This window comes from Microbacterium sp. GW823-FHT02G05 (genome assembly GCF_058797175.1).
Window position 1 is genome coordinate 249947 of record NZ_JBXAJK010000002.1, and the last position, 25655, is coordinate 275601.

Annotated in this window: 30 protein-coding genes; 15 read left to right on the plus strand and 15 right to left on the minus strand. The window is 67.2% G+C overall.

What is annotated here, in order from left to right; translation table 11 throughout:
- Nucleotides 1–8: 8 nt before the first annotated feature.
- The 3 genes from AC1REM_RS11110 to AC1REM_RS11120 all read left to right on the plus strand — a co-directional run bounded on the left by AC1REM_RS11110 (nt 9) and on the right by AC1REM_RS11120 (nt 2984).
- Nucleotides 9–338, plus strand: a complete 330-nt coding sequence (locus AC1REM_RS11110) for a metal-sulfur cluster assembly factor (protein WP_204939873.1) — start codon at nt 9–11, stop codon at nt 336–338.
- Between the two features lie 94 nt (nt 339–432).
- Entirely contained in the window at nt 433–1593 is a 1161-nt protein-coding gene (locus AC1REM_RS11115) for a MalY/PatB family protein (protein ID WP_492514687.1), read from the plus strand.
- Nucleotides 1590–2984: an MFS transporter gene (locus AC1REM_RS11120; RefSeq protein WP_492514688.1), complete on the plus strand. Its 1395-nt coding sequence runs from the start codon at nt 1590–1592 to the stop codon at nt 2982–2984. The genes AC1REM_RS11115 and AC1REM_RS11120 overlap by 4 nt, the downstream gene beginning before the upstream one ends.
- Here AC1REM_RS11120 and AC1REM_RS11125 read toward each other — a convergent pair.
- The gene (locus tag AC1REM_RS11125; RefSeq protein ID WP_492514689.1) at nt 2947–3585 is read right to left on the minus strand and encodes a TetR family transcriptional regulator; all 639 of its coding nucleotides are present in this window, start codon (nt 3583–3585) and stop codon (nt 2947–2949) included. The two genes, AC1REM_RS11120 and AC1REM_RS11125, sit on opposite strands and share 38 nt — an antisense overlap.
- Before the next feature lie 28 nt (nt 3586–3613).
- On the opposite strand from AC1REM_RS11125, the gene AC1REM_RS11130 reads away from it, so the two are divergent.
- The 3 genes from AC1REM_RS11130 to AC1REM_RS11140 are packed head-to-tail and all read left to right on the plus strand — an operon-like array spanning nt 3614 to nt 5533.
- Nucleotides 3614–4228: a biotin transporter BioY gene (locus tag AC1REM_RS11130; RefSeq protein ID WP_492514690.1), complete on the plus strand. Its 615-nt coding sequence runs from the start codon at nt 3614–3616 to the stop codon at nt 4226–4228.
- A complete protein-coding gene (locus AC1REM_RS11135) occupies nt 4203–4943 on the plus strand; it encodes an energy-coupling factor ABC transporter ATP-binding protein (protein ID WP_492514691.1) in 741 nt (246 codons plus the stop codon). Before AC1REM_RS11130 ends, AC1REM_RS11135 begins: the two co-directional genes overlap by 26 nt.
- Nucleotides 4940–5533, plus strand: a complete 594-nt coding sequence (locus AC1REM_RS11140; protein WP_492514692.1) for a CbiQ family ECF transporter T component — start codon at nt 4940–4942, stop codon at nt 5531–5533. The genes AC1REM_RS11135 and AC1REM_RS11140 overlap by 4 nt, the downstream gene beginning before the upstream one ends.
- On the opposite strand, the gene AC1REM_RS11145 is transcribed toward AC1REM_RS11140, so the two are convergent.
- The 4 genes from AC1REM_RS11145 to AC1REM_RS11160 form a co-directional block, all read right to left on the minus strand.
- On the minus strand, nt 5485–6819 hold the full coding sequence (locus AC1REM_RS11145) for an acyltransferase family protein (protein WP_492514693.1): 1335 nt from the start codon (nt 6817–6819) through the stop codon (nt 5485–5487). The two genes, AC1REM_RS11140 and AC1REM_RS11145, sit on opposite strands and share 49 nt — an antisense overlap.
- Before the next feature lie 109 nt (nt 6820–6928).
- Nucleotides 6929–7600: a response regulator gene (locus AC1REM_RS11150; protein WP_492514694.1), complete on the minus strand. Its 672-nt coding sequence runs from the start codon at nt 7598–7600 to the stop codon at nt 6929–6931.
- On the minus strand, nt 7597–8814 hold the full coding sequence (locus AC1REM_RS11155; RefSeq protein ID WP_492514695.1) for a sensor histidine kinase: 1218 nt from the start codon (nt 8812–8814) through the stop codon (nt 7597–7599). Before AC1REM_RS11155 ends, AC1REM_RS11150 begins: the two co-directional genes overlap by 4 nt.
- Before the next feature lie 53 nt (nt 8815–8867).
- Nucleotides 8868–9488, minus strand: a complete 621-nt coding sequence (locus AC1REM_RS11160; RefSeq protein WP_492514696.1) for a DedA family protein — start codon at nt 9486–9488, stop codon at nt 8868–8870.
- A gap of 172 nt (nt 9489–9660) precedes the next feature.
- Here AC1REM_RS11160 and AC1REM_RS11165 point away from each other — a divergent pair, with 172 nt between their 5' ends.
- Nucleotides 9661–11259, plus strand: coding sequence for an ABC-F family ATP-binding cassette domain-containing protein (locus AC1REM_RS11165; protein WP_492514697.1), 1599 nt, complete (start codon nt 9661–9663; stop codon nt 11257–11259).
- Nucleotides 11260–11326: 67 nt separating this feature from the next.
- On the opposite strand, the gene AC1REM_RS11170 is transcribed toward AC1REM_RS11165, so the two are convergent.
- From AC1REM_RS11170 to AC1REM_RS11185, 4 genes are read right to left on the minus strand one after another with little or no spacing between them, the layout of a single operon-like run.
- On the minus strand, nt 11327–12148 hold the full coding sequence (locus AC1REM_RS11170) for an SURF1 family cytochrome oxidase biogenesis protein (RefSeq protein ID WP_492514698.1): 822 nt from the start codon (nt 12146–12148) through the stop codon (nt 11327–11329).
- Nucleotides 12145–12333 carry a hypothetical protein gene (locus AC1REM_RS11175; protein WP_492514699.1) on the minus strand — a complete coding sequence of 63 codons (189 nt, stop codon included), beginning with the start codon at nt 12331–12333 and terminating at the stop codon, nt 12145–12147. Before AC1REM_RS11175 ends, AC1REM_RS11170 begins: the two co-directional genes overlap by 4 nt.
- The gene (locus AC1REM_RS11180; protein ID WP_492514700.1) at nt 12330–12722 is read right to left on the minus strand and encodes a DUF3099 domain-containing protein; all 393 of its coding nucleotides are present in this window, start codon (nt 12720–12722) and stop codon (nt 12330–12332) included. The genes AC1REM_RS11175 and AC1REM_RS11180 overlap by 4 nt, the downstream gene beginning before the upstream one ends.
- A gap of 54 nt (nt 12723–12776) precedes the next feature.
- Complete coding sequence (locus AC1REM_RS11185) at nt 12777–13427, minus strand: DUF4190 domain-containing protein (protein WP_492514701.1); 651 nt, start codon at nt 13425–13427, stop codon at nt 12777–12779.
- A 130-nt stretch (nt 13428–13557) separates the two neighbouring features.
- Between AC1REM_RS11185 and AC1REM_RS11190 the strand changes: the two genes are divergently transcribed.
- Entirely contained in the window at nt 13558–14268 is a 711-nt protein-coding gene (locus tag AC1REM_RS11190) for a beta-ketoacyl-ACP reductase (RefSeq protein WP_492514702.1), read from the plus strand.
- A gap of 13 nt (nt 14269–14281) precedes the next feature.
- Here AC1REM_RS11190 and AC1REM_RS11195 read toward each other — a convergent pair whose 3' ends face one another.
- Genes AC1REM_RS11195 through AC1REM_RS11205 form a run of 3 tightly spaced genes read right to left on the minus strand, consistent with a single transcriptional unit; the run spans nt 14282 to nt 16923 of the window.
- Complete coding sequence (locus AC1REM_RS11195) at nt 14282–14974, minus strand: alpha/beta fold hydrolase (RefSeq protein ID WP_492514703.1); 693 nt, start codon at nt 14972–14974, stop codon at nt 14282–14284.
- A gap of 48 nt (nt 14975–15022) precedes the next feature.
- Entirely contained in the window at nt 15023–15658 is a 636-nt protein-coding gene (serB, locus tag AC1REM_RS11200) for a phosphoserine phosphatase SerB (RefSeq protein ID WP_492514704.1), read from the minus strand.
- A 20-nt stretch (nt 15659–15678) separates the two neighbouring features.
- Entirely contained in the window at nt 15679–16923 is a 1245-nt protein-coding gene (locus AC1REM_RS11205) for a glucose-1-phosphate adenylyltransferase (protein WP_204939888.1), read from the minus strand.
- A 47-nt stretch (nt 16924–16970) separates the two neighbouring features.
- On the opposite strand from AC1REM_RS11205, the gene glgA reads away from it, so the two are divergent.
- From glgA to AC1REM_RS11220, 3 genes are all read left to right on the plus strand, one after another.
- A complete protein-coding gene (gene glgA, locus AC1REM_RS11210) occupies nt 16971–18155 on the plus strand; it encodes a glycogen synthase (protein WP_492514705.1) in 1185 nt (394 codons plus the stop codon).
- Between the two features lie 18 nt (nt 18156–18173).
- Complete coding sequence (locus AC1REM_RS11215) at nt 18174–18959, plus strand: ABC transporter ATP-binding protein (RefSeq protein WP_492514706.1); 786 nt, start codon at nt 18174–18176, stop codon at nt 18957–18959.
- Nucleotides 18960–19053: 94 nt separating this feature from the next.
- The gene (locus AC1REM_RS11220) at nt 19054–19311 is read left to right on the plus strand and encodes a type B 50S ribosomal protein L31 (RefSeq protein WP_204939891.1); all 258 of its coding nucleotides are present in this window, start codon (nt 19054–19056) and stop codon (nt 19309–19311) included.
- Nucleotides 19312–19384: 73 nt separating this feature from the next.
- On the opposite strand, the gene AC1REM_RS11225 is transcribed toward AC1REM_RS11220, so the two are convergent.
- Nucleotides 19385–19693, minus strand: coding sequence for a hypothetical protein (locus AC1REM_RS11225; protein WP_492514707.1), 309 nt, complete (start codon nt 19691–19693; stop codon nt 19385–19387).
- A 33-nt stretch (nt 19694–19726) separates the two neighbouring features.
- A complete protein-coding gene (locus AC1REM_RS11230) occupies nt 19727–20449 on the minus strand; it encodes a 3'-5' exonuclease (protein WP_492514708.1) in 723 nt (240 codons plus the stop codon).
- Between the two features lie 128 nt (nt 20450–20577).
- Here AC1REM_RS11230 and AC1REM_RS11235 point away from each other — a divergent pair, with 128 nt between their 5' ends.
- Nucleotides 20578–21453, plus strand: a complete 876-nt coding sequence (locus AC1REM_RS11235; protein ID WP_492514709.1) for an alpha/beta fold hydrolase — start codon at nt 20578–20580, stop codon at nt 21451–21453.
- Nucleotides 21454–21460: 7 nt separating this feature from the next.
- On the opposite strand, the gene AC1REM_RS11240 is transcribed toward AC1REM_RS11235, so the two are convergent.
- Nucleotides 21461–21934, minus strand: a complete 474-nt coding sequence (locus AC1REM_RS11240) for an Lrp/AsnC family transcriptional regulator (RefSeq protein ID WP_204939895.1) — start codon at nt 21932–21934, stop codon at nt 21461–21463.
- 170 nt (nt 21935–22104) lie between these two features.
- On the opposite strand from AC1REM_RS11240, the gene pdhA reads away from it, so the two are divergent.
- The 3 genes from pdhA to AC1REM_RS11255 are packed head-to-tail and all read left to right on the plus strand — an operon-like array spanning nt 22105 to nt 25617.
- Nucleotides 22105–23217 carry a pyruvate dehydrogenase (acetyl-transferring) E1 component subunit alpha gene (gene pdhA / locus AC1REM_RS11245; protein WP_492515475.1) on the plus strand — a complete coding sequence of 371 codons (1113 nt, stop codon included), beginning with the start codon at nt 22105–22107 and terminating at the stop codon, nt 23215–23217.
- A 1-nt stretch (nt 23218) separates the two neighbouring features.
- Nucleotides 23219–24229, plus strand: a complete 1011-nt coding sequence (locus tag AC1REM_RS11250; RefSeq protein ID WP_492514710.1) for an alpha-ketoacid dehydrogenase subunit beta — start codon at nt 23219–23221, stop codon at nt 24227–24229.
- Nucleotides 24226–25617: a dihydrolipoamide acetyltransferase family protein gene (locus tag AC1REM_RS11255; protein ID WP_492514711.1), complete on the plus strand. Its 1392-nt coding sequence runs from the start codon at nt 24226–24228 to the stop codon at nt 25615–25617. Before AC1REM_RS11250 ends, AC1REM_RS11255 begins: the two co-directional genes overlap by 4 nt.
- Nucleotides 25618–25655: the final 38 nt, after the last annotated feature.

A 25655-nucleotide genomic window follows, 5' to 3' on the forward strand; every position in this document is an offset into this window, starting at 1 on the left:
CTGATCGCATGACAGTGACTCTCGATGGTCAGAAGTACGACGAGGTCACCGAGGCGCTCAAGGACGTGATGGATCCCGAGCTCGGGATCAACGTCGTCGACCTCGGCCTCATCTACGACCTCTCGTGGGATGAGGAGAACGACGCGCTCGTGATCCACATGACGCTGACGAGCGCCGGATGCCCGCTGACCGATGTCCTCGAAGAACAGACCGCGCAGGCACTGGACAACGTGGTCGACCGATTCCGCATCAACTGGGTGTGGATGCCACCGTGGGGTCCGGAGCGGATCACCGACGACGGCCGCGACATGATGCGTGCCCTCGGCTTCGCGATCTGATCGTCTTCGCACAGAGCGCCTGTGTGCAATTTCGGAGAGAATCCGGAATGCACGCAGGCGCTCTGTCGTGTCCGGGGGTCACTACGCTGAGTTCATGACCACTTCTGCTCTGCGCGCGCTCCCTCTGCACGAACTCCGGGACCGCACGAGTGCGAAGTGGCGCACGTACCCGGAGGACGTGCTGCCCCTCTTCGTCGCAGAGACGGATTTTGCGCTCGCCCCGGAGGTCGAGGCGGCCTTGCAGCGCGCCGTGAGCATCGGCGACACCGGATATGTGGCGGGGCAGACGGCCTTGCCCGAGGTGTTCGCTGCCTTCGCCGCCCGCCGATACGGATGGCATGTGGATGCGTCCCGTGTGCGCACGACCGCAGATGTCAGCATGGGGATCGTCGAGCTCCTGCGCGTGCTGATCGTCCCGGGGGACCGGGTCATCGTGAACCCCCCGGTGTATCCGCCGTTCTACGATGTCGTCTCCGAGGCGGGCGGTGTCGTCACCCGGGTGCCGCTGCGTGACATCGGAGACGGCTGGGAGCTCGACCTCGCGGGCATCGAAGCTGAACTCGCCGACGGTGCACGGGCGATCCTGCTTTGCAACCCCCACAATCCGACGGGTACGGTCCACTCTCGAACCTCGCTCTCCGCACTGGCTGAGCTGGCCGCGCGGTTCGGCGCCGTCGTGATCTCGGATGAGATCCACGCGCCGCTGGCGCAGCCCGCCACGGGGTTCACACCGTTTTTGGCGGCAGGTGATGCGGCTTCGGCCGTCGGCTACGTCGTGACGAGTGCGAGCAAGGCGTTCAATCTCGCGGGGCTCAAGTGCGCGCTCATGATTGCGGGCAGCGATGCGACGGCCGCTGTCTTCCACACTCTTCCGGACGAGGTCTTCTGGCGGACGGGACAGTTCGGCCTGCTTGCCGCCGTCGCGGCATTCCGTTCCGAGAGCGACTCATGGTTGGACAGCCTCCTCGCGGCCCTTGACGAGAACCGTCGTCTTGTCGCCGATCTCCTCGCGACGCACGTTCCGTCGGCGCGATATCGGATCCCGGATGCGGGATATCTCGCGTGGATCGACCTGTCCGACGCGGGCCTGGGGGAGAACCCCTCTCGCGCGATCCTGCGTGATGCGAAGGTCGCGCTGCATTTCGGGCCAGCCTTCGGTGCGGAAGGGGCCGGTCATGTGCGCCTGAACTTCGGTACGAGCCCTGAGATCATCACCGAGGCGATCGCGCGCATCGGTCGGATGCTCGCCTCATGAGCGCGGAGGTGCGCGCCCTCACGATCTGGGATCGAGAGCGGCTGGGGATCTCCCTGGGTGCGGCGGCACTCATCTTCCTCGCGGCGATCGAGTCTCTCGCCGTGACCACGGTGATGCCCGTGGTCGCAGAGGACCTTGACGGCATGGCTCTGTACGCGGTCGCCTTCGCCGGTACGTTGGCGACGAGCGTGATCGGCATGGTTGCCGCGGGCGCGTGGTCGGATCGTGCGGGGCCTCGCCGGCCGCTGTACGCGGCGGTGATCCTCTTCATCATCGGGCTGGTCGTGGCGGGTATCGCGACCACGATGCCCGTCTTCCTTCTGGGGCGGCTGGTGCAGGGGCTTGGCGCGGGTGCGCAGACGGTGGCGCTGTATGTCGTCGTCGCCCGTGTGTACCCCGCGCACCTGCACGGGCGCATCTTCGCGGTGTTCGCGGCAGCCTGGGTGGTCCCGTCGATGATCGGACCCTTCCTCGCCGGCGCGGTGACCGAGTTCCTGCACTGGCGATGGGCGTTCCTGGGCGTCGCGGTGCTCGTTGTGATCGCCTTCACGATCGTGGCGGTGAAGCTGCGCGCGGCTCCACTGGGGCCGATCGTCGCGGATCCCGCGGAGGGTGGGGCATCGACGCCCGAAGCCAGGATCGGGCTGCGGATGTTCCTCGCGGTTGTGATCGCGCTGTCGGCGGTCGGCGTCGGCCTCGCGGCCGAAGTCCCCGGCGTCCTCGGCTGGGCTGCTGCGGCGGGGTGTGTCCTCGTGATCGCGATCGCGATCGTCCCGCTCGTCCCGAAGGGGATGCTGCGGGCGCGCCCCGGGCTTCCGAGTGTCGTTCTGCTGCGCGGGATCGTCGCGGGAGCATTCTTCGCGGCCGAGGCGTACATTCCGTTTCTGTTGATGGCGGAGTTCGACTTCAGCCCGACCTGGGCAGGCCTTGCACTCACGCTCGCAGCCCTGGCCTGGGCGAGTGGGTCGGCACTTCAAGGGCGCTACGGCGAGGCGATCGGAAGCCGTCGCATCGCCGCTCTGAGTCTGCTTCTGCTGGGGATCGGCATGGTGTCGGTGCTCATCGTGGCGCTGAGCGGCGCGGCGCCCTGGTTGGCGATCATCGGCTGGGGTTTCGCCGGAGGCGGCATGGGCCTGCTGTACCCACGCCTCACGGTCTTGACTCTGGCGTTCTCCCGGCCGGGGACAGAAGGCTTCAACTCGGCGGCGCTGTCGATCTCCGACGCGACGGGTGCGGCCGTGGCCATAGCGGTCGCGGGTCTCGCATTCGCGACGGTATCGCCGGTCGCCTCCGGTTTCCTCGCCGTCTTCGGCGTGGGACTTCTCCTCGTGCTGGGCGGGATCGTTCCGGGGCTCAGGCTGGGCTCTGCGCCGATCGAAGAGCGCCGCTGAGAGGAATCCCGGCAGAGAAGAGCGCGATGCCGGTGTCGAAGACACGCGACGACTCGTCGGCGAACGGGTTCTCCTCTCCCGCATCCGCCCCATGGCTCGCCGCGTGCATCCGCTGCTGCAGGAGCATGGTGTGCCCGAGGATGAACTGCAGCACCGCATCCGCGACATCCGAACGGACGTCGGGGGCCAGCGGCGCGTCCAGGATCGCGTCTCGGATGATCTCGGTCGCGCGCGTCGCGCCGAGCCGCAGGGCGGCAGTGCTCTGGACGACCTCGGCGCCGTCGCGATAGGCGAGCAGAGCGTCGCGGATGCTGCGCGCGGTCAGCAACAGGCGTGTTGCGGTATCGGTGCTGTCCGCAGAACGCTGAGGAATCTGACTGACGATGCGGTCGGCCACGGCAGCGAGAAGCTCCTGCTTGTTGGCGAAATGCCAGTAGAGAGCGCTCGGCTGGACGTCGAGCTCGGCAGCGAGTCGACGCATTGAGAGATCGGGGAGGCCCACCTGATCGAGCAGAGAGAGTGCCACATCCGTGACGCTCTCGCGGTCGTGTCTCGGGTTGCGCGCAGCCATCATGTTCTCACTATACTGAACGCCGTTCATGTGAACACTGTTCAGGAAGAGAGATCCCGTGCCAGCTCCCACCCGCCTCGATGCTCGTGACCTCGCTCGCATCGCCATCTTCACCGCGCTCATCATCGCACTCGGCACCGTCATGGTGCCGGTGCCGGGTGGCGTTCCGATCACGGGGCAGACGCTCGGCGTCATGCTCGCCGGCATCGTGCTGGGGGCCTGGCGTGGATCACTGGCCATCCTCGCGGTGCTCGCTCTCGCGGCCGTCGGACTTCCGGTGCTGACAGGCGGTCGTGGCGGACTCGGCGTGTTCGTGGGGCCGACCGCCGGATACATGCTCGGTTGGATCGCGGGTGTCATCGTGATCGGTCTCATCGTCCGTCGAGGCGCGTCGACGCTGCGCGCGTGGCGAGTCATCCTCGGAGCGCTGCTCGGCGGCATCCTCATGGTCTACCTCTTCGGTGTCCCGGTCCAGGCCCTCGTGACCGGCGTCGATCTCCTGCCTACGGCCGTGTCGAGCCTTGTGTTCCTGCCCGGCGATCTGCTCAAGGCTGCCGTTGCCACAGGCCTCTCGCTCGCACTGTACCGGGCGTATCCGCCCGCCTTCGGCACCGCATTCGAGAGCCGCACGGCGACCACCCCTGACCATGCGCCTGTCCCGTCGCACCGCTGACGTTCGCGAGTGCGCCGACGCTCACGCCACGGGAACCTCGATCCGGTTGGAGGACGTCGAGGTCGCCTTCGGGGCGCGGACCGTGTTGACCGGGGTGAGTCTGGACCTCGATGCTCCTCGCATCGCCGTGATCGGGGCGAATGGCTCGGGCAAGTCGACCTTCGCTCGGCTGCTCAACGGGCTTGTGCCTGCGACGTCGGGGAATGTGCGGGTGCACGGGCTCGACCCTGTCGCGCAGCGTACGGCCGTGCGCCGGCGCGTGGGCTTCGTCTTCTCGTCACCGGATGCACAGATCCTCATGCCGACCGTGGCCGAGGACGTGGCGCTGTCACTTCGCAGCGGTGGCCTCGGTGCAGAAGATCAGCGTGTGCGCGTCGCGCAGGCACTCGCAGTTCACGGACTCTCTGACCTCGCGGATGCTCCGGCGTCCACGCTGTCCGGCGGGCAGAAGCAACTGCTCGCGATCGCCTCGGTTCTGGTGACAGGACCGGCGCTGATCGTTGCGGACGAACCGACGACCCTGCTTGACCTGGGCAACGCCCGGCGTATCGGCACGCTCCTGCTGGAGGAGATCGATGCCCAGGTAGTGCTCGTCACCCATGATCTCGAACTGGCCGCGCGCTGTGACATCGCCGTGCTGTTCGATCAGGGCCGCGTCATCGCGGCGGACGAACCGCCCGCCGTCCTCCGGCATTATCGAGGCATGCACGCGTGATCCCGCTGTATCGCCCGGGAACGGGCTGCCTGCACCGTGTACCCGCGGGGGTGAAGCTCGCGTTGCTTGCGCTGAGTGCCATCGTCATCATGGCCGCGGTGCACGACCTCCTGGCGGCGGGGATCGCACTGAGCGCGACGATCGTGCTCTATCTCATCGCCGGGTTCCACGATGCGACGATCCTGCGTGAGACGTGGCGGTTGCGCTGGCTGATTCTCGTGCTCGGAGGCGCTCTGGCGGTGTTCGTCTCGCCCGAGGTCGCCGTGGTGAACACGTCGCGGGTCGTGGTTCTGATGCTGTTGGCCGCGCTGCTGACCCTCACGACGCCGGTCGGCGCGCTTCTCGACACGCTGCATCGGATGCTGCGACCGTTGCGTCCGCTGGGAGTCAATGCGGATGCGGTCGCGCTGACCCTGATGCTCGCTCTGACCCTCGTGCCGTTCGTCGCGGACGTGTTCGCTCAGGTGCGGGCGGCACATGCCGCGCGAGGGGTGCGGATGGGACGCCATGCTCTGCTGCCCGTGCTCGTGCGGGTCCTGCGTCATGCCGACGACGTCGGGGACGCGCTGAGTGCACGCGGTCTTGCGTAACCCTCGGGGCTGACAGAAGAGCGCCGCGCAGCCAGGCGCAGGGCGATGACATACAGGCTGACGGCGAAGGCCGCGGTGAGAGGTGAGGTTCCCAGAATCAGCAGTGCGAGGGTGCCGCCCACACCGAGCAGGACGGCACCCGTGACCGCCGCGCCGGCCGTCGACGGCGTCGGGACCCCCGACTCCCACCGTGCGAGGAGGAGGGCAACGAGCGCCGTCAGAGCGAGCGTCGTCACGAGCCAGAACGGGCGCTGCGTCCACCAGTCGACGCTGCTCAACGCCGGAAGGCGCAGCCCACTGTGCAGTGCGAAAGCCGAGGTGAGGCCGGCCATCGTGAGCAGAACCGGCATGTGCCAGAGGTAGATCGTCATGGTTCGGGGCGTGATGAACGCGGTGACCCGCGCGACGAGCGGTCGTCGACTGAACCCGGTGACCCACGAGCGATACAGCGACAAGACGCTCGTGTGCGCGAGCCCCACGAGCAGCAGGGCGGTCGTCGGCGGGTTGATGTTCGCGATGAGATCAGGGGAGAAGATCCCAAAGGCGCACGCGAGGAACAGCGTGGCCGTGGCGGAGAGCGCGAGGACGCCACGTGTACGGCGTGCCAGCGCATCGATGGTGCCGTCGGCCAGGAAGAATCCCAGCTGCTGGAGGGCGATCCAGACGAAGGCGAGATTCAGGAAGCCCAGGCCGTCGTTCCCGGTCAGCGCGCGCAGAATGTCCACAGTGAGCGCGAGCGTGGAGAGCGCGCCGATCGAGAGCAGTGGTGCATTGTCGTGCATCTGGGTGAGAGCGGGAAGCAGCGCTTGGCAGCCGAGGAAGACGGCGAGGAACCACAGGGGTTGTCCGTAACGGAATCCGGCAGTCGCGACGAAGTCGGCCGGGATCCCGCACATCACCAGAACCGTGAGCGCCGTTCCGACAATGCCGACGGCGTACAACGCAGGGCGGAGCAGTCGATGAACGCGGGCGGCGACGAAGGCGGTATCCGACCCGCCGCGCACCCGGTGTCTGCGGTACGAGAGCAGCCCGGAGAACCCGGCGATGACAAAGAACAGCGGCATCACCTGCAGGAGCCAGCTGACCGGCACGATCCACCAGGTTCCGACGCTGGCGTTCTCGAAGACGGGTGCGCCGTCCTCGATTGTCACACCGACCATGATCGCGTGCAGCAGGACGACCCCCACCACGCAAAGGGCGCGGACGAGGTCGATGCCCGGATCCCGCAGCGCAGCGCTGTCGTGCGTGCTGCTGCGCGGTGTCGCTGGTGCGGAGACAAGAGCCATGGGTCCTCCTCGGATGGGATGTCTTTGGAGGCTATGAACCCGGTGTCAGCCGGCACATCACCCTGGAGTGCGGACCTGCACCCCTACTCAGGGGTGATTCGCTCGTGGTTCAGGCGGAGGGGGCGACGAGGCCAGTGTCGTACGCGAGGATCACGGCATGGACGCGATCACGAAGGTTCAGCTTCGCGAGGATCTTGCCGACGTGCGTCTTCACCGTCTGCTCGGAGATGAAGAGGTCGGCCGCGATCTCCGTGTTCGAGCGGCCGCGACCGATGAGAACCAGAACCTCGCGCTCGCGTTCTGTGAGCGCTGCGAGGGCGGTGCTGTCGCGGATGCTCCGTGGCCGGTTCCCGGCGAACTGCTCGATGACTCGGCGCGTGACGCTGGGCGAAAGCAGGGCATCGCCTCCGGCGATCACGCGGACAGCGTGGACGAGCTCTTCTGGGAGGGCGTCCTTGAGGAGGAAGCCGCTGGCACCGGCCGCAAGGGCGTCGTACACGTAGTCGTCGATGTCGAACGTGGTGAGCATCAGAATCCGGGGCACGCTCGCGGCTGGGTACGAGGGGCCGAGGATCCGCCGGGTCGCTTCGATGCCGTCCATCTCGGGCATCCGCACATCCATGAGGATGACGTCCGGGCTGAGGCGGGCGGACGCGGTGATCGCCTCTGCGCCCGTGGACGCCTGTCCCACCACTTGGATGTCTTCATGGATGTCGAGCAGAGCCGTGAAGCCCGCGCGAATCATCGCCTGATCGTCGGAGATGAGGATGCGAATACTCACACGCTCTCCTTGTCGATGGGGGTGGGCGGGTCTGCGGACAGCGGCAGGGTCGCATCGACAGTCCAGCCCCCGTCGGCACCGGGCCCTGCGGACAGCGAGCCGCCGAGTGCCTCAGCGCGCTCACGCATGCCGCGCAGGCCGAAGCCACCGGCGTGAGGCGGAGGAGGCGACACGGATGCCTCGTTCCTGATGTGCACGCGCAGCATCCCCTCGTCCGTCGTCAGCCGCACCGCGATGGTGCCGCCGGGGGCGTGACGCACCGCATTGCTCAGGGCTTCCTGCACGATTCGGTAGGCGGCGATCTGAACCCCCTCAGAGGCCGTCGCCGACAGTTGCGCGTTCTCGATCGAGAGGCTGATGCCCACCCCGGTGCGACGCATCGTCTCGATGAGCGACGGGATGTCAGAGATGCGATGCTGCGGAGTGAGCTCGGCCGCGTGATCTTCGGTGCGCAGGACGCCGAGCATCCGTCGCATCTCGGTCAGCGACCTGCGCGCTGTCGCAGCGATGTCGTCGAATTCCTGTGCGGCTCCCTCGGCGATATCGGGGATGCGGAAGCGCGCGGTCGAAGACTGCACCTGAATCACCGAGAGGCTGTGTGCGATCACGTCGTGCAGCTCACGCGCAATGCGGGTTCGCTCTTCCACGAGGGCTCGCCGCGCTTGTTCAACGGCGGTGTGCTCACGCTCACGCTCGAGCTCCGCCGCCACGTTCCTGCGAGCCCTGATCAACGCGGCGATCACGTAGGCGACGACGGAGCAGGACGCCGCGACGATCAGATTCGCGGTGACGACCGCGGCGGCGTCGGCCGTGCTGGTGAGGTCTCCGCGGAGAAGGGGAGCTGCCAGCGACGCCCCCACGCCGATGATCAGTACCAGCGCGCCGCGACGGAACCCTGCGTGAAGGGTGATGGTCACGATGGCGAGGATGAACGCGAGCAGCGCGGGGACCGACCACGGCCATGGTGCGGAACGGGCTTGTACCGAGTCGACGACGATGGGGAGCGCGATGACCGCCACAGCGAAGAGGATCAGCGCCGCGCGCGGCGCGACGATGAACAGCAACGGCACCGCACAGAGCGCTGCCGAGAGCAGGAACGACAGGGAAAGCGGCACGCCGTAGGCGACGGCGAGCAACGGGATCATGACCGAGAGGATCGTGACTCCTGCCGCAGACAGCAGCACGAGTGCCACGACGGGGCGGGTTCGGCGCATTTGACCGTCGGCCGCTGGCGATCGCACGGGACGAGAACGGCCGGTCATGCGAATCATCCTGCCAGCTGCGGTACGGCGGCGCGACGCCGGCGAAACGCCGCGACCCGATCGATGACGAGGCCGATGCTCAGAGCGATCACGATTCCGAGCACTGCGCTCAGCAGCGGCTGGTCCTTCAGCCACGCACCCGCAGCCAGACCGATCATGACACTGAACAGGCTCCAGCTCGCGCCCGCGACGACACTCAGGGGCAGGAACCGACGCCATGCGAACCCGAGTGCCCCTGCGGACATGTTCACCGCGACCCGTCCGACCGGCACGTACCGGGCGCAGAGGATGAGCGAGGCACTGCGCCGATCGAGTGCACGACCAGCGTGCGCGAACGCGGAGCGCACCCGCGGCCTGCGCATCCATGCGAACCGTTCGGTGCCGATTCGGCGTCCGAGCAGGAACGCGATGTTGTCGCCGATCGTGGCTCCGAAGGCCGCCACGACACCGAGGAGCACGATGGTCCCGACATTCCCGGTCGCTGACGCAGCGGCGGCTGCGGCGACCAGTACGGTCTCGCTGGGGACAGGAGGGAAGAACCCGTCGATGATCGTCACGAGCAGCAGCACGAGCACAAGCCAGGGGGAGGCGACGGCCTGCAGAATGAGCTCATTGATCACGTCCATCCGTCCACCGTAGAAACGGCGACCGCCCTGCAGCATCCACCCGTGGCGCTATCCGCCTCCCTCTCTGGAGTGATCTTGTCCCTGCGGAGAAAAGCAGACGCTCGGGCGCGCCGCATATACTGGGGGGCTGACCGCTCGGTCATCTACCCACCTCAACGAACGGACGTCCGCTGTGCTTGCCGTGCACGATCTCGAGATCCGCGTTGGAGCGCGCCTCCTCATGGAGAATGTCTCGTTCCGCGTCGCCGATGGCGACAAGATCGGACTGGTCGGTCGCAATGGCGCCGGCAAGACGACCCTGACGAAGGTGCTCGCCGGCGACCTGCTGCCCTCGGGCGGCAAGGTCGACCGCCACGGCGAGCTGGGCTATCTGCCGCAGGACCCGCGCACGGGTAACCCCGAAGACCTCGCGCGCACCCGCATCCTCGACGCACGTGGATTGGGTCAGCTGCACATCAACATCACCGAGGCGTCACACCTCATGGCATCCGACGACCCCGCCGTCGCCGAGAAGGCGATGCGGCGCTACGGCAACCTCATGGAGCGCTTCGAAGCGCTGGGCGGCTATGCGGCCGAGGCCGAGGCCGCATCCATCGCGCACAACCTTTCGCTGCCCGATCGCATCCTCGACCAGCCGCTGTCGACCCTCTCGGGCGGTCAGCGCCGCCGCATCGAGCTCGCACGCATCCTGTTCTCGGATGCACAGACCATGATCCTCGACGAGCCCACCAACCACCTCGACGCCGACAGCGTCGTGTGGCTGCGTGAGTTCCTCAAGAACTACAAGGGCGGGCTCATCGTGATCAGTCACGATGTCGAGCTCGTCGGCGAGACAGTCAACCGCGTCTTCTACCTCGACGCGAACCGCCAGGTCATCGACACCTACAACATGAACTGGAAGAACTATCTTCGTCAGCGCGCTGCCGACGAAGAGCGGCGCAAGAAGGAGCGCGCGAACGCCGAGAAGAAGGCCACGACCCTGCAGCAGCAGGCCGCCCGATTCGGCGCGAAGGCTTCGAAGGCGGCCGCCGCGCACCAGATGGTCGCCCGTGCCGAGAAGCTGCTGGCCGGTCTCGAGGATGTCCGCCAGGAAGACCGGGTCGCGAAGCTGCGCTTCCCGAAGCCCGCAGCGTGCGGCAAGACCCCGATCATGGCGACCGGGCTGTCGAAGTCCTACGGCGCGCTGGAGATCTTCACCTCCGTCGACCTCGCGATCGATCGCGGCTCCAAGGTCGTGATCCTCGGTCTCAACGGTGCCGGCAAGACGACGATGCTCCGGATGCTCGCGGGCGTCGACGAGCCCGACACTGGAACGATCGAGCACGGTCACGGCCTCAAGATCGGGTACTACGCGCAGGAGCACGAGAACCTCGATGTCGATCGCTCGGTTCTGCAGAACATGGTCTCGGCCGCGCCGCACATCACCGAGACAGAAGCGCGTCGTGTCCTCGGGTCGTTCCTGTTCACCGGTGACGATGTGCTCAAGCCCGCCGGGGTGCTCTCCGGCGGTGAGAAGACGCGACTCTCTCTCGCGACGCTCGTCGTGTCCTCGGCCAACCTGCTGCTTCTCGATGAGCCGACGAACAACCTTGACCCGGCGTCTCGTCTGGAGATCCTCGACGCACTCGCGCACTACGAAGGCGCGGTCGTGTTGGTCTCGCACGACCCCGGTGCTGTCCAGGCGCTCAACCCCGAGCGCGTGCTGATCCTTCCGGACGGCGTCGAGGACATCTGGAGCCAGGAGTACCAGGACCTCATCGAACTCGCCTGAGCGGCGGCCGAGTCAGTTCGCGCGCGCGGCCGGAAGCGGATTCTGCCATGCCGGCCGCGCGCTGCGCTCAGACGTGCGCGTCGAGAAGCTCGTCTTCTTCGTCGGCATCGCGATCCCGGCGACGACGCTTCTCGACTGCGGGCGCGCCCTCGGCGTCCTCGCGATGTTTCACGACCTCGGTGCGAATGATGTACCCGATGAAGATGAAGCCCATGAGGGCGAAGAGGATCCACTGAATCGCGTAGGAAAGATGGGGTCCGGGGTCTTCTGTCGGAGCGGGAAGAGCCGCGGGGCGGGTGTCGGGTGCGGGACTCTCGCTCACCAGCTCGCCGAACGCGCCCGTCTCCAGAGAGTCATCGCCGAGGACGGCGGCAACCGTCTCCAGATGGATCGTCGGTACCTGCCCGGGAGGGGCCGACGTGCGCCCAGAAGGCGGGAGAGGCTCGCTGGGCCGGAGGCGCGCGATGACCTCAACCTGCCCGCTCGGGGGAGCGGGGATGACATCCGGTGTGGCGCTCTCTCCCGGCGCGACCCATCCGCGATTCACGAGGAACTCGCGTCCGTCCGCCATGCGCAGCGGTACGAGCACCTCGAATGCGCTGGTGCCCCCGTGGGGGCGATTGCGGACGAGGACCTGATCATCCACGTTGTACTCGCCGATCAGACGCACAGGACGCCAGGTGTGATCTTCGCTGAGCGTCTCACCCGGGGCCAGGAGCTCATCGAGCGGCACGGGATCGACGTCGTAGTTCTGCGCGACCAGCGCGAGCTCGACCGAACGGCTCTCGTTGCGCTCGAACTGCCAGTTGGACAGCCAGACACACACGATCGCGAAGACGATCGCCACGGCGACGTATCCCGACCAGCGCAGCACCCACTCACGCCTCACGACAGACCCTCGCGAATCTCGACGGGGAAGTCTCGGGCGCGCAGATACTCGCTGAGGAACTCGAGGTGTTCGTCACAGGCCAACCAGATCTTCTCTCTGTCTGCGGCATGGATGCGGGGGTTTCGCCAGACGATGCGGTGCGTGGCGATCTCGCGGCAGGCGGCGCGCGAGCATTCGACGCTCACTGCCGGCTCGATTCATCATCACCATCAGCGTCGTCGTTCTGTGCGTCGAGGAGCCTCGACTCATGCAGTGTGATCGTGCGCGGCTGCTCCTCGGGCGGCGCGACCGGGTCCTGCGGGGGAGGCGCGAGCTGCATCTGCGGAGATTCTGCGGTGGGCTCTTTGTTGTCTGAGCCCGCGTTCGCGATCACGACGGCGAAGTAGGGGAGCACAGCCGCCGCGATGCCGAACACCCAGGTGTACCAGCCGTACGGCGTGACCGCGACCATCAGAATGAAGCAGACGACGCGAATGCCCATCGTGATGATGTAGTGGCGCACACGCGCGCTCTCCTCGTCGCGCGGCGCGCGCGGAAGCGAGGTGAGCGAGGGGGTGTGTCTGGAAGCCTTCACGGTGCTTCCAGCCTACGCCGCTCGGGGCGCATCGGCGGCCCCAGCGCGTGCGGTTCAGGCGAACCAGGCAACTCCGAACAGGAGGAAAAGGAACCCGACGAGGAACAGCGCAGCGAACGCTGTGACGACGTAGCCCATGATCAGTCCGGCGATCGCGAGGCCGCGCCCGCCCAGAGCGGGATCGGCACGAAGCCGGCTCGATGCCATGTGTCCCGTGACGATCGCCCCGATCGCCGCTGCGATGCCGATTCCGAAGATTCCGAAGAGGACGCCGATGATCCCGGAGATCAAGGAGGCCACGGCGAGGCCGCTCGTGGGGCGAGGAGCAGGAGGAAGCGGGTACGTGGGGACGACGTAGCCCTGCGGTGCAGGCGCTGCGTGTCCCTGATATGGGGAGCCGGGAGTTGCCGAGTATGTGGGCGCTGCCCCGTATGCCGGAGGCGCGTATCCCTGTGCCCCGTGCGCAGGCGCAGGCGCAGGCGCAGGCGCAGGCGGTGCACCGTAGGCAGATGCGGGCGGTGCTCCATACGAAAGCGCAGGCGGTGCACCGTAGGGGTGTGCGGGCGGCGCGCCATACGCGACCGTACGCGGTGCGGGATCGCTGGTCGGCGCACCGGGGTAGGGCGTCTCGGGGGAACCGGGCCGGGGAGGCGAGACCTGGCTCGGCTGGTCTGGGAATCCTCCCGCAGAGGTGTTGTCGCTCACAGTGCTCCTTCATCGATGGATTCAGCGTTCCAGCCGAAGCGAGAGCGTGTCAACTCGTCTGCTGCACAGGATGCACAGGAGGTCGCTAGGCTGGTGCGGCCCGCTTTCGCTCTTCTGGGAGAACAAACTCATGACCTCTGACCGCGTCGTTCTTGTCACCGGTGGAAACCGCGGTATCGGCCGCGCCATCGCCGAGCGTTTCGTTCGCGACGGCTACCGCGTCGCGGTCACCGCTCGCAGCGGCGAAGGTCCCGAGGGCACGCTCACGGTGCGGGCCGATGTGACGGATGCGGCTGCTCTCGACGCCGCTTTCACCGAGGTAGAAAACACGCTCGGCCCTGTCGAGGTCGTCGTCGCGAACGCCGGCATCACGAAGGACACCCTGTTGCTGCGTATGACGGAGGATGACTTCGACAGCGTCGTCGCCACCAACCTCGGCGGAACCTTCCGAGTGGTCAAGCGTGCGTCGAAGGCGATGCTGCGGGCGCGGTTCGGCCGCGTCATCCTGATCTCGAGTGTCGTGGGTCTCTACGGCTCGGCGGGACAGATCAACTACTCGGCGTCGAAGAGCGCCCTTGTCGGCTTCGCTCGTTCGCTCACACGCGAACTCGGCGGTCGCGGCATCACCGCCAACGTGGTGGCGCCCGGCTTCATCGAGACGGACATGACGGCGGAACTGCCCGAAGAGACCCAGAAGCAGTACGAGGCCAACATCCCCGCCGGACGCTTCGCGAGCGCGGATGAGGTCGCGGGTGTCGTAACCTGGCTCGCCTCCGACGACGCCGCCTACATCTCCGGCGCGGTCATTCCGGTGGACGGCGGCCTTGGCATGGGCCACTGACGCTGCAGCAGTCTCAGCGCAGGGCGTCGACGATCTGAGTGGCGAGATTCTGCGGCTGCGAGAACTGCGGCCAGTGACCGGAGTCCAGACGAACCACGCGTGACGTCTCGATCGCGTCGTACTCGGCCGCGAACGGACCCCAGTTCGCGATCTCTTCGGCGAGCGACTGCTCGTCGAAGGAGCCCATCAGCAGCGTGACCGGAATGCGGTAACGCGCCTCGTGCGAGAGCACGATCGGATCGGTGGGAATCCGTGCCGGCACGCTCTTCGCGGCCGCTGCAGTACGCGTGCGCGTGTGTTCGTCGAGGTCGTCGACCTCTTCCGCGGGGAAGAAGTCCCACCCGGGGAACGGGACGACGCCGTCGACGACGGGAAGCTCGTTGATGCCGTGTCCGTCGGCGGGCGGAACGGTGTCGACGAAGATGACGTGTCTGACCTGCTCTGGCCGTTCGGACGCGGCGGCCCACACCACGTTGCCGCCGCCACTGTGACCGACGAGAGCGACGGGCTTGCGCAGCTCATCGATCTTGTCTGTCACGGCGCGGACCCACTCGGCGATCCCAATCTGTGCGCTCTGGGCGGCCGCGACTCCGGTGCCCGGCATCGTCAGCGGATGCGCTCGATGCCCCGCCTGAGTAAGCGCTGGCGTCACCTCAGCCCAGCTGTCTTCGTCGAGCCAGAGTCCCGGTACGAGAATGATGTCCATGTCCGCCACGCTACGCCGTGCCTTGGACATTGGCCATGAGTACGCCAGCTAGGGAAGAAGGGGGATGACCGCGCTGAGGTCCTGCGGCCCGATCACCAGGTTCGCGGCGGCCCGGACAGCGGGCTTCGCGTTGAAGGCGATGCCGAGGCCCGCAGCATCCATCATGCGGAGATCATTCGCGCCGTCACCGATCGCGATCGTGCGGCTGACGTGGACCCCGAGTTCATCTGCCCACTCGCGCAGCGAGGACGCCTTCGCCTCCGCATCCACGATCTCGCCCTCGACGAGACCTGAGAGCGCGCCGTCCACGAGACCGAGCCGGTTGGCGCGCCATCGGTCGACGCCCAGCCCGGGGGCGATGTGATCCAGCACCTCGTGGAATCCGCCGGAGACCACGCCCACGACGCCGCCACGCGCATGCACGGCGGTGGTGAGTTCCGTTACGCCCACGGTCGGACGCACGCGTGTCCGCACTCGCTCGAACGCCTCCAGAGGGACGCCCTGCAGCGCCGCGACGCGTGAGCGGAGGCTGGTCGCGAAGTCGATCTCTCCGCGCATCGCCGCTTCCGTCGCGGCCTGCACCTCTGCGCGACGACCCGCCTCGTCGGCGATGAGTTCGATCACCTCATCCTGCAGAAGGGTGGAATCGGCATCGAGGACGACAAGGAAGCGCGCAACGGTCACGCTCCGAGCGTAGCGGGCGCTCAGACCTCGATGCGCACGCCCTTGCCGACCACGGTGATGCCCGAATCCGTCACCGTGAATCCCCGTGAGAGGTCCCGCTCTCGATCGACACCGACGGTGGCGCCATCCGCGAGAATGACGTTCTTGTCGAGGATCGCACGGTGCACACGCGACCCGGCGCCCACCTGAACACCTTCGAAGAGCACTGACTCCGTGATGGTCGAACCGCCTGCGGCGAGCGTCCACGGACCCACCACACTGCGCTCGAGGTGCGTGCCGGACAGCACCGACCCCAGCGACACGATCGAATCGATCGCGTTGCCGATGCGGCCCACCGAATCGCGGACGAACTTCGCGGGCGGCGAGTTCACCGCCTGCGACCGGATCGGCCAGCGCATATTGTAGAGGTTGAACACGGGCAGAGTGGAGATCAGATCCATGTGGGCGTCGAAGAAGGAGTCGATCGTTCCGACATCCCGCCAGTAGGCGCGGTCGCGCGGTGATGACCCTGGAACCTCGTTCTGCTTCATGTCGTAGAAGCCTGCCTCGCCGCGTTCGACGAAGTACGGCACGATGTCGCCGCCCATGTCGTGTCCGGACGTCGGCAGCTCGCCGTCTTCCTCGACCGCGGCGATCAACGCGTCAGCATCGAAGATGTAGTTGCCCATGGACGCGAGAACCTCGTGCGGGGAGTCGGGAAGGCCCGTGGCATCCGTCGGCTTCTCCAGGAACTGGTGGATCCGGCCTGAGCCGTCGGCGGCGACATCGATGACGCCGAACTGGGACGCGTGGGCGAGGGGCTGGCGGATTCCGGCCACGGTGACCTTCGCGCCGGACGCGACGTGCGCCTCGAGCATCTGCCGGAAGTCCATCCGGTAGACGTGATCGGCCCCGATGACCACGACGATGTCTGGCTTCTCGTCGTTGACGAGATTGAGGCTCTGCAGAATCGCGTCCGCGGAGCCCGTGAACCACCGTTTGCCGAGGCGCTGCTGGGCGGGTACCGAGGTCACATAGGAGTCGAGCAGAGAAGACATCCGCCACGTCGTCGAGATGTGCCGGTCGAGGCTGTGCGACTTGTACTGCGTGAGCACGACCACCTGGCGGAGCCCCGAGTTGATGAGGTTCGAGATCGCGAAGTCGATGAGTCGGTACTGCCCGCCGAACGGCACCGCGGGTTTGGCGCGATCCATCGTGAGAGGCATGAGTCGCTTTCCCTCGCCGCCGGCGAGGATGATCCCGAAAACCTTCAACGGTGCCGACATGGCTCCACCATAGATGCCGATTACCGCCTTGTACTAGCGTTCAGAACATGCGCGTCGACATGATTACGAAGGAGTACCCGCCCGAGATCTACGGCGGGGCCGGAGTGCACGTCGCAGAGCTCGTGAAAGCCCTGCGACCGCACGTCGATGTGCAGGTTCGTGCCTTCGGATCCGACCGGGATGAACAGGGGACGAACTCTTATCGAACGCCCCTCGAGCTGGCCTCCGCGAACCCTGCGCTGCAGACGCTCGGTACAGATCTGGTCATGGTTCCCGACATCGCCGGTGCCGACATCGTGCACAGTCACACCTGGTACGCGAACTTCGCCGGCCACCTCGCGTCGCAGCTGCACGGCATCCCGCATGTGCTGACTGCGCACAGCCTCGAGCCGTTGCGGCCATGGAAAGCGGAGCAGCTGGGCGGTGGCTACGTGGTCAGCAGCGGCATCGAGCGGCTCGCCTATGAGAACGCGGACGCGATCATCGCGGTGAGTGCGGGGATGCGCGCGGACATTCTGCGCAGCTACCCGCAGGTCGATCCCGAACGCGTGCGGGTCATTCACAACGGCATCGACGTCGAGGCGTGGCATCCCGTGCACAACCCCGATTTCGTGCGGGCCCAGGGGATCGATCCGGATCGTCCGTCCATCGTGTTCGTCGGGCGGATCACCCGGCAGAAGGGCTTGCCCTATCTGCTGCGCGCCGCCGCGCTCCTTCCGCCCGAGGTGCAGCTCGTGCTCTGTGCCGGGGCTCCCGACACCGCCGAGATCATGGCCGAGGTGCAGGCGGGTGTGCGCGCGCTGCAGCAGTCGCGCGACGGCGTCGTCTGGATCGAGCGGATGCTTCCGCGGGATCAGCTCTCGGCGATCCTCTCTGCGGCCACCACTTTCGTCTGCCCTTCTGTCTACGAACCCCTGGGCATCGTGAACCTGGAGGCCATGGCATGCGGCGCGGCCGTCGTGGGGACGGCGACCGGCGGCATCCCCGAAGTCGTCGATGACGGCGTCACTGGGCGTCTCGTGCCGATCGAGCAGCTCCAGGACGGCACAGGGACGCCCGTCGATCCCGATCGCTTCGTCACGGACCTCGCCGCTGTCCTCTCAGAGGTCGCGATGGATCCAGACCGCGCGGGCGCCTATGGGGCGGCAGGACGGGACCGCACCGCGCAGGAGTTCAGCTGGGCGGCGATCGCCGACACGACGCGCAGCCTCTACACGGAGCTGGGTGCGTGAGCCGATAGGCTGGGGACCATGTCTGGCGCCCTGGAATTCAGCGATGTCGTCGTGCGTCGCGACGGCCGAAACATCATCGATCACGTGACCCTCTCCGTCGAGGATGACCAACGCTGGGTGGTCCTCGGCCCGAACGGCGCCGGCAAGACGACGCTGCTGCAGCTTGCTGACACCCTCATGCACCCGACTTCGGGCCGCGTGGACATCCTGGGGGAGACGCTCGGGCACGTCGACGTCTTCGAGCTGCGCCCGCGCATCGGCTTCGCCTCGTCTGCGATGGCACGTCGAATCCCGGCGTCGGAGACGGTGCTCAACACTGTGATGACCGCCGCCTACTCGGTCACAGGGCGCTGGAATGAAGAGTACGAATCGCTCGATGAGCGCCGTGCCCGCCGCGTCCTCGCACAATGGAAGCTCGAGCACCTCGCGGAGCGCACGTTCGGAACGCTCAGCGACGGCGAGCAGAAGCGCGTCCAGATCGCGCGCGCCGTCATGACCGACCCGGAGCTCCTGCTGCTCGATGAGCCGACCGCGAGTCTCGACCTCGGCGCTCGCGAAGAGCTTCTCATCCTTCTCGGTGAGTATGCGCAGTCGCCGATGACGCCGGCGATGGTCATGGTCACGCACCACGTCGAGGAGATCCCGGTCGGCTTCACCCATGTGCTGCTGCTCCGCGACGGAGCCATCGTCGCCGCGGGCCCGCTGGGCGAGACTCTGACGGCCGCGGCGCTCACGGAGACCTTCGGCATGCCGATCGCTCTGACGCATGAGGCCGGACGCTACGCGGCGCGCTCCGCAGGCTGACGCTCGCGTCTGTTAGGATTGATCCTTGGTGCGGATTCGCGCCGCAGACTTCCCTCGCCCCTGGCACAATCCAGGGCACCACTTAAGGAATCCCATGAAGACTGACATTCACCCCGACTACCAGGCAGTCGTGTTCCGCGACCTCGGCTCGGGCGAGACGTTCCTCACCCGTTCGACCGTCTCGAGCGACAAGACCATCGAGCTGGACGGCGTGGAGTACCCCGTCATCGACGTGGAAATCTCGTCGGCTTCGCACCCGTTCTACACGGGCAAGCAGCGCATCATGGACTCGGCCGGTCGCGTCGAGAAGTTCAACCAGCGCTTCAAGGGCTTCGGCGGCAGCAGCAACTAAGCAGCGTCCGCTCCCAAAAGACCCCGCTTCGGCGGGGTCTTTTGCGTCTGCATGTCAGGACCCCTCGGCGTGTTCACCCCGCGGCGCGCTCCGCATCGGGCGGCGTGATGATGATGCGACCGTTCTGCGCGAGATCCGGCGGATCACCGGGGGAGGGAGCAGGAGCAGTGCGCCGATGCTGACGGTCTCGCTCGGCACCGGCTTCCGCAGCGGACGGCGACCAGACGGCGTCGAACGCTCCGCCCAGACCTCCCAGCCCCGAGCCGGTGTACTTCGTCTCGAGAGGGCGCGGGCTGAAGACGCGCGCGACGCCCCAGATCAGGAGAACAGGGCCGATCGCCACGATGAAGGCGATCGTCGCCCAGCCGAACACGTCCTCCATCGGCACAGCGTACCGCGGTGCGCGTGTGAGTCGTCAGGTGCTGCTCGCGTCGACACGGACGGGCCAGGAGCCGTCGAGCGTCTCGGTAGCGTCCAGGCGACCGATCTGGATGAAGTACTCGGTGAGGCTCTCTGCCTGAGAACGCGCCCAGCCGATCTGCTGCACGTGCAACTCTCCGGCGGAGGACGCCAGCGCGAACCGCTCAGCGAGAGCGAGTGCGACGCGACCGGCGGCGATCGCGTCGGCAGACGCCTCATGTGCGTCGGTCAGCGGAACCGCATAGTGTTCGGCGACCGCGGTGAGCGTGCGCTTTCCGCGACGGTATCGGTCGACCCGCTTGTCGATCACGAGCGGATCGATGACCGGCGAGGGATTCTCGAGCGGGCGAATGTCGTGGCGCAGCGCTTCATGGTGCAGCAGCGAGAAATCGTAGGACGCGTTGTAGGCGACGACCGGCAGCCCCTGGTCGAAGAGAGCGCGCAGAGCGTCGGTGATCTCACTGACCACCTCGGCGGCGGGGCGACCCTCGTGCTGAGCGCGGGCGGTGGTGATGCCGTGGATCGCGGCGGCGCCGTCGGGTATCGGCACGCCGGGGTCGGCGATCCAACTGCGAGAAGCGATCACTCGCCCCTTCGCGTCGAGGACGCCAACGTGCGCGGTCACGATCCGGTCGTGGACGACATCGACTCCGGTTGTCTCAAGATCGAAGACGCCGACGCGGGTGAGCCAGTCGGACGCGGCATCTGCGGAGGTCATGAGCACCACGCTAGAGCCGGCCTCCGACATCGCTCGGAAGGCGCTCGGAGAGCGCGGAACATGACGCGCGGAAGGGGGGCATTCGGGTGTGCGCGCAGCACTCAGGCCACGCTCCGTAGACTCGGAGAATGCCTGTCTTCTCGCCCTACGCAGAACGCCTGTCCGCCCTGCCGATGGAGCGGCATGAAGTGGACGTGCGCGGGGGCAGGACGGCCTACTGGGTGTACGGACCGGATGACGCCGCCACGACCCTCATCGCAGTGCACGGGTTTCGTGGCGAGCACCACGGTCTTGAACCCGTGCTCGCGTACCTGCCCGACGTGCGCGTGATCGCGCCGGATCTCCCGGGCTTCGGCGAGACCTCGCCTCTTCAGGATCGCACCCACGACCTCGATGAGTATGCGGCCTGGCTGACCGAGTTCGCCGCGCAGGTCGCGCCGGGCGCGGTGATCCTCGGGCACTCCTTCGGTTCGATCATCACCTCGGCGGCTGTGGCCGGGGGGCTTGCGACTCCGAAGCTCATCCTGATCAATCCGATCGGTGCGCCGGCTCTCGAAGGCCCCAAGGGACTCATGACGCGGCTCGCCGTCTTCTACTACGCGATGGGCGCGAGGCTACCCGAGAAGCTCGGCACGGCGCTGCTGCGGAGCCGGATCATCGTGCGCGTCGCGAGCGTCACTATGGCGAAGACGAGCGATCCCGTGCTGCGACGCTTCATCCATGACCAGCACGATACGTACTTCTCTCGGTTCGCGGATCGCGATGTGCTGAAGGATGCCTTCGTCGCGAGCGTCTCACACGATGTCACAGAATTCGCCGCGCGCATTCGTGTGCCGACGCTCCTGGTCGCCGCGCAGAAGGACGACATCACCCCGATCGAGGCGGAGCGACGGCTGGCGACACTGTTCGCGGATGCGACTCTCGTCGAGATCGCCGACGTCGGTCACCTCATCCACTACGAGACTCCGGCCGAAGCCGCCGCGGCGATCCGTCAGTTCGTCTGAGCCTCGCTCACACTTCGCGGCGAGCGAGTCCCATGAGTCCGCCGACACGGAACGGGATGACCTCGCCCATCGCGAGGGAAGTCTCTGTGCGCTCGACGCCGTCGATCGAGAGGATGCGCGCATCCGTGTCGAAGAGATGACGCGCGTCACGGCATGCCACGCGCGTGAGGAGGTCGACGGATCCGCTGAGCCCGTGCGCCTGCACCACCTCGGGGATGCGCGCGAGCTCGGAGATGATGCGCGGCAGCTCTGTCTGACGCACGCTGATGCTGACGAACGCCTGCAGAGGAAAGCCGAGGACGGCGGGGGAGAGTGAGCGCTCGAAGGAGAGGAAGACGCCGGACTGTTCCAGCCGGGCCATTCGCGCCTGCACCGTGTTGCGGGACAGTCCGAGCTTCTCTGCGAGCGCGACCACGGTGGCGCGGGGATCAGCCGTCAGAGCATCCAGCAGGTCGAGATCAGTGCGGTCCAGGGCGGGCATAGTGACCAACAGTAACAGCCCGAATCCGCGCATGTCTTGGCAACATGCTCAAGGCGCCCGCAAATGCTTGAGCTAGGTGCGAAACGCGCGTAGCTTCTGGGGTACCGGCGACGACGCCGCGATGAAGGAACGCCGCCCCACAAGGGCAGCTTCTGCAGAGGAGGACGATGATGTCACCGCACAGCACCCCGATCGTCGATGTCGAAACAGACCTCGCGCTGACGGAACAGCTTCTGGCCCCGGATGGGACTCGGCGCGCGCACCAGCTCTTGGATTCCTACGTCCCGGATATCGACGCGGAAGCGCTGCGTGCTCTCTACCGTGACATGGTGATCCTGCGCCGCATCGACGCCGAGGGCGTCGCCCTGCAGCGGCAGGGGCAGCTGGGCCTCTGGGCGCCGTGCAACGGTCAGGAGGCATCCCAGATCGGCACCGCCCGTGCGCTCCGCGCCGATGACTTCGTCTTCCCCAGCTACCGCGAGACGGGGGTCGTCTATGTGCGCGACCCGAAGCCTGCAGACTTCGTGCGGATGTGGCGCGGCGAAGAGGGAGCGTCCTACGACCCGGCCGTGATGCATATGGCACCGCTCCAGATCATCATCGGCGCACAGACCCTACACGCCGTCGGCTACGCCCTCGGCATCTTGCACGATGGCGCCGACCAGGTCGCCGTGACCTACTTCGGCGACGGCGCCACGAGCCAGGGTGATGTCAACGAGGCGATGGTTTTCGCTTCCTCGTATCAGGCGCCGGTCGTGTTCGTCTGCCAGAACAACCACTGGGCGATCTCCGAGCCCGTCTCCGTGCAGGCGAGGTATCCCATCGCCGGGCGCGCGCCGGGCTTCGGCATCCCGAGTCTCCGGGTCGACGGCAACGACGTGCTCGCCTGTCTGGCTGCGATGCGCTGGGCGCTGGACCACGCGCGCTCCGGTAAGGGGCCGGCGTTCCTGGAGCTGGTGACCTACCGAATGGGGCCGCACACGACCGCGGACGACCCGACTCGCTACCGCGACAACGTCGAGCTGGAGGCGTGGCGCACGCGCGACCCACTCGCTCGCGTCGAGGCCCACCTGCGGGCACAGCAGGAACTGAGCGATGAGCATGTCGCGGCGATCCAGGCGGATGCGGACACTGCGGCCCGCGAACTGCGCGCCGCCTGCCTGGGGATGGTCACGCGCGGGCCGCTGGCGGTCTTCGACGGCGTGTACGCCGCGCCGCACACGGGACTGGCCGAGCAGCGCGCGGACTACGCACGCTACCTGGACACCTTCGAGGAGGCGTGAGATGACGACGCTCACACTGGGAAAGGCGCTCGGCGCAGGTCTTCGACAGGCGATGAAGGATGACGACCGGGTCGTGCTTCTCGGCGAGGACATCGGGAAGCTCGGTGGTGTGTTCCGCATCACGGACGGACTGCTGGACGAGTTCGGTGCGCAGCGCGTGATCGACACGCCGCTCGCCGAATCGGGAATCGTCGGCACGGCCGTGGGGCTCGCATTCCGCGGGTATCGGCCCGTCGTCGAGATCCAGTTCGATGGCTTCGTATATCCGGCGTTCGATCAGATCGTGGCGCAGGTCGCCAAGCTGCACTATCGCACACAGGGAACCGTGCGGATGCCGATCACGATCCGCATCCCATGGGCGGGCGGCATCGGCGCGGCCGAGCATCATTCGGAGTCGCCCGAAGCGTATTTCGTGCACACCGCGGGGCTGCGGGTCATCGCGGTGTCCAACCCACAGGACGCCTACACGTGTCTGCGTCAGGCGATCGCGAGCGACGATCCGGTGATCTTCTTCGAACCCAAGCGGCTGTACCACTCGAAGGGTGAGGTCGATCTGGAGGGCGCACTCGCGGACGCGCCTCCGATGGGTCTGGCACGCGTCGCGCGTGAGGGCACGGATGCGACGATCATCACCTACGGAGCGATGGTCGGAACGGCTTTGGATGCCGCGACCGCCGCCGCTGACGAAGGACGCTCGCTCGAGGTCATCGATCTGCGCTCGCTCTCACCCGTCGACTACGACACCGTCGCCGCGAGCGTTCGCAAGACGGGCCGTGTCGTCGTCGCGCATGAAGCCTCTCGGGAGGCGGGTGTCGCGGCCGAGGTCATCGCGAGCCTGACCGAGAAGTGCTTCGACTGGCTGGAGGCGGCGCCGCTCCGGGTGACGGGCCATGACATTCCTTATCCGCCCGCGAAGCTGGAGAAGTACCATCTGCCGGATCTGGATCGTATCCTCGGTGCCGTCGATCGGGTCATCGGAGATTCGCAGAGCCTGACGGGAGCAGAGCGATGAAGCAGGAGTTTCTCCTTCCGGACCTCGGAGAAGGCCTCGCCGAGGCGGAGGTCGTGCAGTGGCTCGTCGCTGTCGGCGACACGGTCGCCCTGAATCAGACTCTTGCCGAGGTCGAGACCGCGAAGGCGGTCGTCGAGCTTCCCTCGCCCTACGAGGGCACCGTCAGTGTCCTGCACGCCCAGGCCGGCGAGACCGTCGAGGTCGGTGCGCCCCTGATCGCCTTCGAAGTCGCAGGGGAGGAGCCATCTGCTCCGGATGCGCCGGCGAAGACCGGGGACGCGGAGAGCGCCTCCGAGGAGAAGGCGGAGCCGAACCTCGTCGGCTACGGCGCCGCACCCAGTTCGCGCGGACGTCCGGCTCGTCGCGCGCGGCGCCTCGGTGTGGCCGTCAGTGATGCGAGCGCGGACGAGGCGGTGCGCGCGGCAGCGCCGCACGACGCGGTCGCAACCGCCGTGGTGGACGCGCCGCTGGAGCGTCCACGCTCGACGCCGCCGGTGCGCAAGTATGCGAAGGACCACGGGGTCGACCTCGTGTTGCTGAGCGCCGAGATGGCGACCGTCGACGATCGGGCTCCGCTGATCACCCGCCGCGATGTCGACGCGTACCTCGCGCGGATCTCGGAGCGTTCGACAGCCGCGCGGGACACCGTGCCCGTGGAGCGGGGGTCGCAGGCCCCGCTGCCGTCCGGAGAGCGCACGACGCGCGTCCCGATCCGCGGTGTCCGCAAGCACACCGCAGAGGCGATGGTGCGCAGCGCTTTCACGGCGCCGCACGTCACGACCTTCCACACGGTGGATGTCACGGACACGATGGCACTCATCGCGTCTCTCCGCGCCGACCGGACGTTGAGCGAGCATCGCATCGGCCCGCTCGCGGTCGTCGCGAAGGCAGTCTGCCTGACGCTGCCGCAGTATCCGGGGCTCAATGCGTTCTGGGACGAGTCTGCGGGGGAGATCGTGCAGAACCATTTCGTCGATCTCGGTATCGCCGCTGCGACCGAGCGGGGGCTGATCGTTCCCGTCATCCGCGAGGCGCAGTCGCTGTCACTGCCCGCGATGGCGGAGGCGCTGCGAACGCTGGCGTCGACCGCGCGTGCGGGCAAGACGCAGCCGGCGGAACTCGCGGGCGGCACTTTCTCGATCACGAACATCGGCAGCTTCGGCATCGATGCGGGCACCCCGATCCTGCCTCCGGGGCAGTCCGGGATCCTGGCGACCGGAGCGGTCCGACGTCAGCCCTGGGAGCACCGCGGCGAGATCGCGCTGCGTGAGGTCATGACGCTGAGCCTGTCGTTCGACCACCGTCTCGTCGACGGTGCGGAGGGCTCGCAGTTCCTGAAGGCGGTCGCGGACATCCTGCAGGAACCAGGCCGGGCGCTGCTTTACTGATCGCCTCCTGAGGGGCTCTCCTCTGGAACTGCGGGGAG

Coding starts and splice junctions, on each gene's coding strand:
- AC1REM_RS11110 (WP_204939873.1), top strand. CDS start 9: ATGACAGTGACTCTCGATGGTCAGAAGTACGACGAGGTCACCGAGGCG.
- AC1REM_RS11115 (WP_492514687.1), top strand. CDS start 433: ATGACCACTTCTGCTCTGCGCGCGCTCCCTCTGCACGAACTCCGGGAC.
- AC1REM_RS11120 (WP_492514688.1), top strand. CDS start 1,590: ATGAGCGCGGAGGTGCGCGCCCTCACGATCTGGGATCGAGAGCGGCTG.
- AC1REM_RS11125 (WP_492514689.1), bottom strand. CDS start 3,585: ATGAACGGCGTTCAGTATAGTGAGAACATGATGGCTGCGCGCAACCCG.
- AC1REM_RS11135 (WP_492514691.1), top strand. CDS start 4,203: ATGCGCCTGTCCCGTCGCACCGCTGACGTTCGCGAGTGCGCCGACGCT.
- AC1REM_RS11145 (WP_492514693.1), bottom strand. CDS start 6,819: ATGGCTCTTGTCTCCGCACCAGCGACACCGCGCAGCAGCACGCACGAC.
- AC1REM_RS11155 (WP_492514695.1), bottom strand. CDS start 8,814: ATGCGCCGAACCCGCCCCGTCGTGGCACTCGTGCTGCTGTCTGCGGCA.
- AC1REM_RS11160 (WP_492514696.1), bottom strand. CDS start 9,488: ATGGACGTGATCAATGAGCTCATTCTGCAGGCCGTCGCCTCCCCCTGG.
- AC1REM_RS11190 (WP_492514702.1), top strand. CDS start 13,558: ATGACCTCTGACCGCGTCGTTCTTGTCACCGGTGGAAACCGCGGTATC.
- AC1REM_RS11195 (WP_492514703.1), bottom strand. CDS start 14,974: ATGGACATCATTCTCGTACCGGGACTCTGGCTCGACGAAGACAGCTGG.
- AC1REM_RS11205 (WP_204939888.1), bottom strand. CDS start 16,923: ATGTCGGCACCGTTGAAGGTTTTCGGGATCATCCTCGCCGGCGGCGAG.
- glgA (WP_492514705.1), top strand. CDS start 16,971: ATGCGCGTCGACATGATTACGAAGGAGTACCCGCCCGAGATCTACGGC.
- AC1REM_RS11215 (WP_492514706.1), top strand. CDS start 18,174: ATGTCTGGCGCCCTGGAATTCAGCGATGTCGTCGTGCGTCGCGACGGC.
- AC1REM_RS11220 (WP_204939891.1), top strand. CDS start 19,054: ATGAAGACTGACATTCACCCCGACTACCAGGCAGTCGTGTTCCGCGAC.
- AC1REM_RS11225 (WP_492514707.1), bottom strand. CDS start 19,693: ATGGAGGACGTGTTCGGCTGGGCGACGATCGCCTTCATCGTGGCGATC.
- AC1REM_RS11230 (WP_492514708.1), bottom strand. CDS start 20,449: ATGACCTCCGCAGATGCCGCGTCCGACTGGCTCACCCGCGTCGGCGTC.
- AC1REM_RS11235 (WP_492514709.1), top strand. CDS start 20,578: ATGCCTGTCTTCTCGCCCTACGCAGAACGCCTGTCCGCCCTGCCGATG.
- AC1REM_RS11240 (WP_204939895.1), bottom strand. CDS start 21,934: ATGCCCGCCCTGGACCGCACTGATCTCGACCTGCTGGATGCTCTGACG.
- pdhA (WP_492515475.1), top strand. CDS start 22,105: ATGTCACCGCACAGCACCCCGATCGTCGATGTCGAAACAGACCTCGCG.
- AC1REM_RS11250 (WP_492514710.1), top strand. CDS start 23,219: ATGACGACGCTCACACTGGGAAAGGCGCTCGGCGCAGGTCTTCGACAG.
- AC1REM_RS11255 (WP_492514711.1), top strand. CDS start 24,226: ATGAAGCAGGAGTTTCTCCTTCCGGACCTCGGAGAAGGCCTCGCCGAG.